The sequence below is a fragment of the Rhizobium sp. RCC_161_2 genome, from assembly GCF_041355235.1.
GTDB lineage: Bacteria > Pseudomonadota > Alphaproteobacteria > Rhizobiales > Rhizobiaceae > Rhizobium.
The window spans coordinates 469,946-479,776 of the sequence record NZ_JBFUPL010000005.1; the positions used below are offsets into that span (position 1 = coordinate 469,946).

Below are 9,831 nucleotides of genomic sequence, written 5' to 3' on the forward strand. Positions count from 1 at the left end.
CCCTCGCAGGGCGCCATTGTCCTTACTGCTTTCCACCAGCATCGAGACCGCCGCCGCGTCACATGCGACGGAAAGCACGCAATCCATTTCGAAAATCAGTTTGGACTTTCGAAAGCCCGCAGCAGAGCGGTTCAGCGCTTCACGGAACCGCTTCACCCCTCTATCCGGTTATTTTAACGCAATTCCGGACGGAAAACCGCGGCACACTTTTCCCGGAATTGCGCTAACGGACAGCTTCCTTCCTGTTGCCGTTGGCGCCAAGACCTGAGAGCTTGGCCAGCTCCGACCGACGATTGGCATAATTCTGCGCCACCATCGGATAGGTCGGGGCAAGGCCCCATTTCTGACGATACTCCTCGGGCGTCATGCCATAGTGGACGCGTAAGTGGCGCTTCAGCGTCTTGAAGCGTTTGCCGTCCTCAAGGCAGATGATGTAGTCGTTGGTCACGGATTTCTTGAGATCGACGGCCGGCACCGGTTTGCTCCTCTCGACCAAAGGTGTCGCCCCATCCAAGGCCTGCAGCGCCTCGTGCACATCCGTGATCAGCTTGGAAAGACTGCCGATAGGGACGGTGTTGTGGCTGACATAGGCCGAAACAATCCTGACACAGCCATCGGACAGGCTATCCGCTTGAAGTTGGGCAAGGTCTCTTTTGCTGCTGAAAGCGTCCATGATCGTTTCCCGAATCTCGTTTGGTCCGGCGTGCTTCGCCTCGTGTGATTGCGTCATGTCATCACCAATACTTTCGTCTGCGTGCTGCGATCGTTCTTGATATTGAGAATGCCCAAGCTCATCGCCGGTCCCCTTCTTCCGCCTTGCGCGCAATACCGGTTGCGCCCTGGGGAACGTCCTTGGCTGTATCCGGAAAATAGATGGCCAGCTTTTGGCAGAGCGTCGTGAGGGAGATGCCGAGCATGAAGGCGGCGTGGGTGAGGTTACCGCTGCAATGGCGTAGCGTCTGAAGGATGAGCTTGCGCTCGACATCCTCCATGGTCTGGCCGACGAGAATGCCGACGGCGCTGTCGATCGTGCGCGGCACAAGGTCGTCGTCGCCGGCCGAGAGGTGCGCGACGATCTCATCGATCAGCCGCTCCTCGCTTGCTGTTGCCAGAACGATGCCGGCGGCGCGGTCAAGCTCGCAAAAAACGTAAAGACCGTTTTCGGCGTCGATCGTCACCCGTGCGGAGATATTGCCCGATCCAGCGCGAATAGCGATATGCGGGTCATCGCCGCTCACCAGCGCAACCGGCAAGGTGTTGCCGACACCGGAGAACAGTTCCCGCAATTCCTCGAACAATACGTCGAGCCGCGCCCGCGCCGGGACATCATGCGCCATCATCGTGGTGGAAAAACCATAATCCCGGGCGAAGGAAGGCCGCTTCATCATTCCACCCCTCGCAAGCTAAATTTGCTCTTCTCCTGCCGAAGCCGTGGCAACCAGGCCGGCTGTGACAGCAGGAAGCCCTGCGCATGTGTCGCCCCTGCGGCGCGCGCCGTCTCGAACTGCGCCTCCGTCTCGATGCCCTCAACCACCACCACCGGTGCGATGCAGGAAGCAAAACCGACCATATGATACAGGCTGTCTCGTCCATCGCGACCTGGCCTGTTGTCGCGAACGAAGGACGCATCGATCTTGACGATATCAGCCGAGACCTGCAGCAGGTTTGCCGGCGTCGCGAAGCCGACGCCGAAATCATCGATCGCGATGCGGCAACCGAGCGCGCGGATCATCTTCAACCGTTCGATGGCGGCGCCGACGAGCGGATGCGTTTCAGTAATTTCGACGACGAGCCGCGATGTAAGCTCGGGATTATGGGTGATTCGGCCGAAGATATCGGCGAATCGATCGGAGGCGGAGAGATTGGCCGCGGTCAGGTTGCAGCCAAGTATGAGCGTCGTATCCGCCGCAAGAGCGGATAGAACCATGTCCAGGATCCTCTGGTCGAGATCGAACCCGTCGTCCAATTGCGGCATGAAGCTGCCCGCCGTGTGAACGACGCCCTCGGCATCAGTCACGCGCGCTAGGCTCTCGGCGTAGAGGATTTCCTCGATATTCTCGATCTTATGGATATTCTGCACGGCAAAGCTCAGGCCGCCATCGGAAATCGCCTTTAAAATCATGGCGTTGTTGTCGCCCTCAGCCTGCTTTCTCCTAGCGGACATCAAGCCTCCGATGGCTGAAGAATCGGCAAAGCACAGAAATTCGATAGGAAAACCCCGCGCCTGGAAACGACGCAAGCGCTTGCGGAGCATTGGATTCGTGGCGCCCAATATCCGTCTTTTTCATCTCCCAGACACCCTTTAACCCCCATGGGGTTCCCCTGCAACGAGCCGGAAATACTGCACTGAAAACGACAATCAACCCAAGACGGATAACGTCTTTAATATTTAGCGTTACTTTATGCTAATACACTAATAAAGCAACTCTTGCAAACATTCAATTATAGCGAGTTTTCCTTGTTATTGATTCAATTGCCGAGAAATTGGCCGTCGTAACGCCTTTCGCGCTTCAGGCGCATGGTCTGGCCGCAGGACAAGCAAGACGCGGTGACGCGGGAACTTACCGCGCAGAACCACTTGAAAGCCTGTGGTCCGGGTTGGACCGTGGCCACCAGCCTCTCTTCCGCGCCTCCTGAAGCGCCAGATCCAGCGGTGGAAGCTGCGTATGCCACAGGCGCTCCCATTCCAGGCTCATGACGCCGTCATAGTGATCGGCGGCGAGCACGGAGAGCAGCGACGCCATTGGAAACTCGCCAGTGCCCGGAAGCGCATAGCTATAGAGGAGCTTCTCGCTCGGTTGCGAGACGCTGTCCTTGACGTGGAGGTGGCGCGTGTTGTGGCGCACCTGCTTCCAGGTCTCCACCGGATCCTGCCCGCCCTTGCGCCATGTGTGATGGGTATCCCAGATCAGGGCGCAATCGGGTGCCGCCTCCAGAAAACGGCCAATAGTCTCTGGCCACACCAGGACATCATGCGTCTCGACCACCATATCGGCCGCAAAGCCCTCACGGCGGGCCGTCTCGCGCCACCAGTCCAGCGTCGATAAAGCCTCGGCAAGCTCGCCTGCGTCGCCGGTGGTTCCGCCATCGAAAACGCGCAGCGACTTGATGCCCGCCGCTTCCGCCCAGGGAAGATAGCGCAGGAACGCCTCCTTCGCCTCCGGCGTGGCGCCGACAAGACGCAGCGATGTGTTGAGTGCGCAGACGCCAACGGGGGAACGATCGAGAGCCCGGGCCAGGCCCGCCGGCGTACCGAACCGTTCGGTGAAATAGGCCGACAGATCGATCGTGCCGCCAAGCGCACGGATTTCGATCGCATCGAGGCCATGGCGTGCCGCCAGGGCAAGCACCTCATCCAGTTCCAACTCCGCGCATCCCAATGTGGAGAATGCTAGCGTCATTCGCGGGGTTTTGGTGTCGTCAACGGTCACCAAAGCCTCCTCCGCTTGGTTCCTCGATATGAACATAAGCACGTACCGGGCGGAGCGTGCATCGACAGGCGCGTTTCCGGGTCGACATGTCGACTCAGGGCGCGGCGTTAGTAACCAAATGGATAATTGCGGGATAGTCCCCGAGCGTCAAGCCATCAGCGGCAACGACAGCGGAAACGGGCCTGAAGCTCGCCTCCGAACTCAATCCTTCGCACAGGATATTCCATTGCAAAAGAGTGGATATCCATCACCAGACGATAGGATGCGTCTCGCCGGTCGCGACATTGACGAAGCCCTCGGGCGCCCTTTCGGAGGGTGCGACCAGAACCCAGCGCCAGGGCGCGCAGGTGAGTGTCGCGAAGGAGAGGCGTTCCGGGAAGCCCGGCCACCAGCGCGGCGAGAAGGTGGGCTCGTACATCCAGTCGATTTCGGCGCCAGCCTTATGAAGCGCCTGCATTTCCGCATCCAGTTCTTGCGCCGAGCGCGCCGTCATCAAGCCGCCGACCTCATAGTGAACGCGGGCGACGACCTTGCCGCCGGAGACCAGCACCCAGCCGCCCTGCTGTTCGGCGAGCGCATTGGCGACCATCGCCATTGCCGCGTCGGAGGAACCGACGACCCAGATATTATGCTTGTCATGTCCGAGCGTAGCGCCGAGCGCCGTATCGGGCGTGCGCGGCCCGGTGCCGAGCCAGAACATCCGGGCGACCTTGGCCTCGCCGGAGAAGCGATCGACGATCGCAAATTTGGTGACGTTGCGGTCATGGTCCCGTTGGACCGCGCCATCCGCAACCGGCAAGTCCATGGTGATGAAATCATCGGCCCAATGGAAGGGACGCAAGAGTGCTGCCTTTGCCGTCGGCGCATTCGAAGGAGCCGCGATCCGGAAATCTTCCGGGGCAACGGTCCTGTTGATCTTCACCGTCTTCGTCGCCCAATCCGGCCAGTCGATTTCGGGGCGGACGCCGACAAAGCTCTTACCCTCCGAAGCCGGGCGGCCATCCGCCCAGACCTTGGCGATTGACAGTGTCTCGACATCATCCAGAAGCACGATATCGGCGAAACGGCCGGGCGCGATCGAGCCGACCCAGGGCGTCAGCCGCATGTGCCGCGCCGGGTTGATCGTCACGCATTGAATGGCGATTTCCGGCGCCAGCCCGTTTTCGACGGCAAGCCGGACATTGTAATCCGTCGCCCCCATCTTCAGCGTATCCGAGGCGCTGCGGTCATCCGTTACGAAGGCGATTTGCGACCAGTCGGAAAGGCCCTTCTTGATCAACCCCTTGATCACCTCGGGCAGCGAATGCGGCCGGAGCTCGATGAAAAGGCCGTGGGTCAGCTTCTCCCAAATCTCCTCCAGGAACCAGCCTTCATGATCCGAAGCGAGGCCCGCAGCTGCAAAGGCATTGATCGAGGCGAGATCGCGCAGTCCGGCACCATGGCCTTCGACAACGCCGCGCTGCTCGAAAGTAGCGCGGATCATGCCCCAGAGACGATCGTAAGCCGGATTCTCCGGATTGCTGACCGAGGGCCAGTCCATCACCTCGTCTAGACCGGCAACCATCAGGCTCTCGGAAAGAAACGCCTTCTGCTCGTCATAGCCGAAATGACCCCCGCCCCATTCATAGGCGGTCGGCGGCACGGCGGAGCCGGGCAGCGGAAAGATCTTCATCGGCGATCCGCGCCGGCGCGCCTCCAGCCAGAATTCCAGATTGCGCGGACCATTGACGTTGGAAAACTCGTGGCTTGCCTCGCAGGTCCAGGTGACGCCATGCGGCATGACCAGCGCCGCCTCCCATTCCGGGGTCAGATGCGAGCTCTCAATATGCTTGTGCGCCTCGCCGAAGCCGGGAACGGCAGCGAGATTTGGTTCCCACACACGCTCGCCAACCTCTCCCGTGTAGCTGCCGGCAGGGCCGACATAGGCGATCCGCCGTCCCTTGATCACGATCTCCTGGTCCTCAAGCCAGGTGCGGCTATGGACATCCAGAAGCCGGCCGACCCTTAGCAACCTGTCAGCAGGACGCCGACCAAGCGCGGTGAGTGTCAGATCCTGTCGGATCAGCACCTCGTCGGCCGCGTTGATAAGCAGATCGTCGGGAAGATTTGTGGGCAAGGATGCCATCGGAAGAATGCCTGCGAGAAATTCGGTGGCGCGACCGTAGAACCGACGACAGAATGTGTAAAGCGCATGGCCAAAATTGCGCAAAAGCTGAATCATCTCAGCGATTTGCAAACGGGCATAGGTGAGATCTCGCCGCTCATCCCGCGCGCGACGAAGATTTACAGAAAACGTCGTTTTGCTCAATTGTTAGGCTTGTAAAGCCTATGCTCGAAAAATAGTATTCCGCCAGCCAGACACCCCACCCGATTTCACTGACGATAAGGATTTCGACCATGAAAGGCCTCACCCTGCCCCGCGTCGCGGGCCTTGCCCTCATCGCGGCGACGACCGTCGCGCTGCCGGCTTACGCCCAGGCGACGACGCTGACCATTTCCTGGTGGGGTTATAATGGCGAGAAGATGAAGGCCAACATCATCGAGCCTTTCAAGAAGATCTGTGGCTGCGATGTCGTCTTCGAAACCGGCAACAATGCCGATCGCCTCAACAAGCTGAAGCTTCGAGGCGGGAAGGGCGTCGACGTGATTTATTTGACCGACAGCTATTCGCAGATCGGCATCCAGCAGGGGCTCTTTCAGGAAGTCGACCGCGCCAAGCTTCCGAACATCGCCGACCTCTACGATCTGGCCAAGGCGCCACAGGGCAATTACGGCCCGGCCTATACAATCGGCCGCGTCGGCATCGTCTACGACAAGGCGAAGGTCAACCCGCCAATCACCTCCTGGAGCGATCTCTGGCGCGACGATCTGAAATCCGCCGTGACGCTGCCGGGGATCACCACGACTGCCGGCCCGCTGACGGTTCTGGAAGCCGGCAAGCACGCCGGCGCCGATGCCTATGAGGATACCGACAAGGCCTTCGAGGCAATCGCCGCGCTGAAGCCGAACGTCGTCAAGAACTACAATACCGGCTCCGAGCTGGTGAACCTGATCTCCACCGGCGAGGCCAAGGTGGCGCTGGCGCAGGACTTCACGCTGGCCTCGATGCAGGCCGCCGTTCCGACAATGACCTGGGCCAGCCTCAAGGAAGGCGACATGGCGACGCTTAACACCGTCAATATTCCGAAGGGTTCGGAGAATGTTGAGCTGGCGCATCAATTCATCAACTTCATTCTGTCGAAGGATGTCCAGCAGGCGGAAGCCGAGCAGGGTGTCGATGCGCCGGTCTCCACCAAGGTCGTGCTGACGCCGGATCAGGCGAAACTCTGGACCTATGGCGCCGACATGATCGCCAAGCTCGGCCGCATCGACTATGCCAAGCTGAACGCCGCCCAGTCGGACTGGATCGATCGCTGGAATGAAATCTTCGGCATGTAATGGCCTGCCCAGCGGAATTTAACGGATGAAGCATCTTGCAAAATGGGGTTTGACGGCGCCGGCGATGGTCGCCGTCGTGCTCTTCCTGGTCGTCCCGGTGGTCATCACGATCGCCGCGACCTTCATGGAGCCGAAGGGGCTATTCTCGCCCTATGTCGCCTTCTTCAATAGCGGCTTTCGCCGCACCGTGCTCTATCGAACGATCGAGATCGCTCTCATCACCACGGTAATCTCCCTGTTCGTCGGCTTCATCGCCGCCTATGTCATCGCCCAGATGCCGGGCCGGGCAAAGAGCATGATGATCATCGCCGCCGTCTTTCCGCTCCTGACCGGCGTGGTCGTGCGCTCCTTCGCCTGGCTGATCATTCTCGGCAAGAACGGCATCCTCAACACGATGCTGCTGTCGGTCAGCGTCATCAGTGAGCCGCTTTCGATGCTTTATACAGAGGGTTCGGTCATCGTCGCCATGGTCTATCTCTTCGTGCCGCTGATGATCCTCACCCTCGTCGGCGTTCTCGAAGGCATTCCGCAGGACCTGATCCAGGCTGCCACTTCGCTCGGCGCGACGCCAGCCGCGACCTTCCGCCAGGTCATCCTGCCGCTTGCCACCCCCGGCCTTATCGTCGGTGCCGTGCTGGTCTTCACCGGCAGCTTCACCTCCTACGCCACCCCGCAGCTTCTCGGCGGCGAAAAGCAAATGACGATGGGCACATTCCTCTACCAGCGCGCCATGGTGACCTTCGACTGGGTCGGCGCCTCGACCATCGCCGCAATCATGGTCGTTGTCACGATTGGTATCGTCCTGATCATGAGCCGCATCGCCCGCCGCCTCAACCCGATGGCGGTGTGATCATGATACAGCGCGTCCACCCTCTGCTGATCGCCTTTACCGTCTGCGTGTTCTTCTTCCTATTGGCGCCGCTCGTCATCATCATCGGCTCGGCCTTCAGCGACACCAGCTATCTGACTTTCCCGCCGCAGGGTCTGACGCTGCGCTGGTTCTGGAACATCTTCGAGATTGAGGCATTCCTCACGACGGCCATCACCAGTTTCGAACTGGCCTTTCTGGGCACAGGTCTCTCGCTGATGATGGGTATTCCCGCCGCCTATGCCATCAGCCGCTACCGGCTGGAGCTGCCAAGCTGGCTTTCGACGCTCTTCATCCTGCCGATCCTGGTGCCGGAAATCGTCTTCGGTTTCTCGCTGATGAAGTCGATCACCATCGGTCTTGATCTGCCGATTTTCGCAAGCCTGTTGATCGGGCACGCCCTGCTTGTCCTGCCCTATTCCGTGCGAGTGGTGAGCGCCAGCCTCGCCAGCTTCGATTTCTCCATCGAAGAAGCGGCGATCAGCCTCGGCTGCCCGCCTGTGAAGACCTTCATGACGGTCGTCTTGCCGAATATCCGCGCCGGCGTCATCGCCGCCTTCATCCTCGCCTTCATCACGTCGATCAATGACGTCTCCGTCTCGGTCTTCCTGACCGGACCGGGCATATCCACGCTTCCCATCCAGATCCTTGCCCATATGGAACAGTTCTTCGATCCAACGATCGCCTCGGTGTCCGTGCTTCTCATGCTCGTCACCGTCGGCGTCATGGCGATCGTCGAAGCGACGCTGGGCCTCACCTTCCTGACAAAGTAGCCGCTCGTGACCGTATCGCTTTCTATTGAGACCATCACCGCCCATTACGGCAACACCGCCGTGCTGCAGGACCTGTCGCTTTCGATCGCTGCTGGCGAACTCGTTTCGCTACTCGGCTCCAGCGGCTGCGGCAAGACGACGACGCTGCGCCTCGTCGCCGGTTTCCTGCAGCCGACAAGCGGCACGATCCGTCTTGGCGATCAAGACCTGACACGGCTTCCGGCGCATGCCCGCAATATCGGCCTGGTGTTCCAGAACTACGCCCTCTTCCCGCACCTGACCGTCCTCGAAAACGTTGCCTTCGGCTTGAAGCAGCGGGGCATTGCCGCTGCGGCGCGTTCAAAGAAGGCGGGGGAAATGCTGGAACGCGTCGGGCTCTCCAGCTTTGGCGATCGGCTTCCGTCTGCACTGTCCGGCGGCCAGAAGCAGCGCGTGGCACTGGCCCGCGCCCTCGTCATCGAGCCGCCGCTCCTGATGTTCGACGAACCGCTCTCCAATCTCGACGCCAAGCTCCGGATCGACATGCGCGTCGAGATCCGCCAGCTGCAGCGCGCCAACGGCACGACATCGCTCTACGTGACCCACGATCAGGAAGAAGCCTTCTCGATCTCGGACCGCGTCGCCATCATGAATGCCGGCCGCATCATGCAGCTCGATACGCCGGAAGTCCTCTATCAGAAGCCGGCCAATGCCTTCGTCGCCCGCTTTGTCGGCTTCGAGAACCTGTTAACGATGCGGGCCGTCGAACGCAGCGGCGCAGCCGTGACCGCAGAAGCCAAGGGCGGCGCCAGAATCGCACTCTCGCAGGACGATTACGGAGAGATCCCCGACGACTTCATCCTCGCCTGCCGCGCCGACGGCCTTGCGGTTCGCCGCGAGGGCGATGGCCTGCCCGCAGGTCTGGGAACAAGAACCTATCTGGGCCGCGCCTACCAATATCAATGCACGACGTCAGCCGGCGATATCGTCGCCAACGGGGCTTTGACGGAACCGATGGCTGTGGGAAGCGAGGCAGTGCTCGTTCCGATACCGGAGCAATGCTGCGTTCTGGCGCTGGAATGATAGACGACGGGCTGGATTTGAGGCCCTTCGGCTTTGAAGTTCTGGTCGTGAGGCAGGAGGAGCTGGCATCGGCAGCGAGGATGAAGTCTTCGCGTCAGGGATAACATTCCTGATCATGACCGCATTAGACGTCAAGAGCCTGGCGGGGCGGGTGTTTATGTATTGCTGGGGATGTTTGAAGTTTGGTTGCGGGGGCAGGATTTGAACCTGCGGCCTTCAGGTTATGAGCCTGACGAGCTACCGGGCTGCTCCACCCCGC

General features: G+C 60.3%; 9 protein-coding genes. 4 read left to right on the forward strand and 5 right to left on the reverse strand.

The genetic code is table 11. The annotated features are described in order from the left end of the window. Positions 1 to 223: 223 nt before the first annotated feature. The 5 genes from AB6803_RS16780 to AB6803_RS16800 form a co-directional block, all read right to left on the reverse strand. The gene (locus AB6803_RS16780) at positions 224 to 673 is read right to left on the reverse strand and encodes a MucR family transcriptional regulator (protein WP_371109935.1); all 450 of its coding nucleotides are present in this window, start codon (positions 671 to 673) and stop codon (positions 224 to 226) included. Positions 674 to 791: 118 nt separating this feature from the next. Beyond that, entirely contained in the window at positions 792 to 1,388 is a 597-nt protein-coding gene (locus AB6803_RS16785; RefSeq protein WP_371109936.1) for a helix-turn-helix domain-containing protein, read from the reverse strand. Then, positions 1,385 to 2,164 carry an EAL domain-containing protein gene (locus tag AB6803_RS16790; protein ID WP_371109937.1) on the reverse strand — a complete coding sequence of 260 codons (780 nt, stop codon included), beginning with the start codon at positions 2,162 to 2,164 and terminating at the stop codon, positions 1,385 to 1,387. The genes AB6803_RS16785 and AB6803_RS16790 overlap by 4 nt, the downstream gene beginning before the upstream one ends. A gap of 397 nt (positions 2,165 to 2,561) precedes the next feature. After that, the gene (locus tag AB6803_RS16795) at positions 2,562 to 3,431 is read right to left on the reverse strand and encodes a sugar phosphate isomerase/epimerase family protein (protein ID WP_371109938.1); all 870 of its coding nucleotides are present in this window, start codon (positions 3,429 to 3,431) and stop codon (positions 2,562 to 2,564) included. A 247-nt stretch (positions 3,432 to 3,678) separates the two neighbouring features. Beyond that, positions 3,679 to 5,556, reverse strand: coding sequence for an adenine deaminase (locus tag AB6803_RS16800; protein ID WP_371109939.1), 1,878 nt, complete (start codon positions 5,554 to 5,556; stop codon positions 3,679 to 3,681). A 272-nt stretch (positions 5,557 to 5,828) separates the two neighbouring features. Here AB6803_RS16800 and AB6803_RS16805 point away from each other — a divergent pair, with 272 nt between their 5' ends. Genes AB6803_RS16805 through AB6803_RS16820 form a run of 4 tightly spaced genes read left to right on the forward strand, consistent with a single transcriptional unit; the run spans position 5,829 to position 9,572 of the window. Beyond that, positions 5,829 to 6,869, forward strand: a complete 1,041-nt coding sequence (locus AB6803_RS16805; protein WP_371109940.1) for a PotD/PotF family extracellular solute-binding protein — start codon at positions 5,829 to 5,831, stop codon at positions 6,867 to 6,869. Positions 6,870 to 6,894: 25 nt separating this feature from the next. Next, on the forward strand, positions 6,895 to 7,719 hold the full coding sequence (locus tag AB6803_RS16810; protein WP_371109941.1) for an ABC transporter permease: 825 nt from the start codon (positions 6,895 to 6,897) through the stop codon (positions 7,717 to 7,719). Continuing rightward, entirely contained in the window at positions 7,719 to 8,510 is a 792-nt protein-coding gene (locus tag AB6803_RS16815; RefSeq protein WP_371109963.1) for an ABC transporter permease, read from the forward strand. Before AB6803_RS16810 ends, AB6803_RS16815 begins: the two co-directional genes overlap by 1 nt. A 6-nt stretch (positions 8,511 to 8,516) precedes the next feature. Further along, positions 8,517 to 9,572 carry an ABC transporter ATP-binding protein gene (locus tag AB6803_RS16820; protein WP_371109942.1) on the forward strand — a complete coding sequence of 352 codons (1,056 nt, stop codon included), beginning with the start codon at positions 8,517 to 8,519 and terminating at the stop codon, positions 9,570 to 9,572. The last annotated feature ends 259 nt before the right edge of the window (positions 9,573 to 9,831 follow it).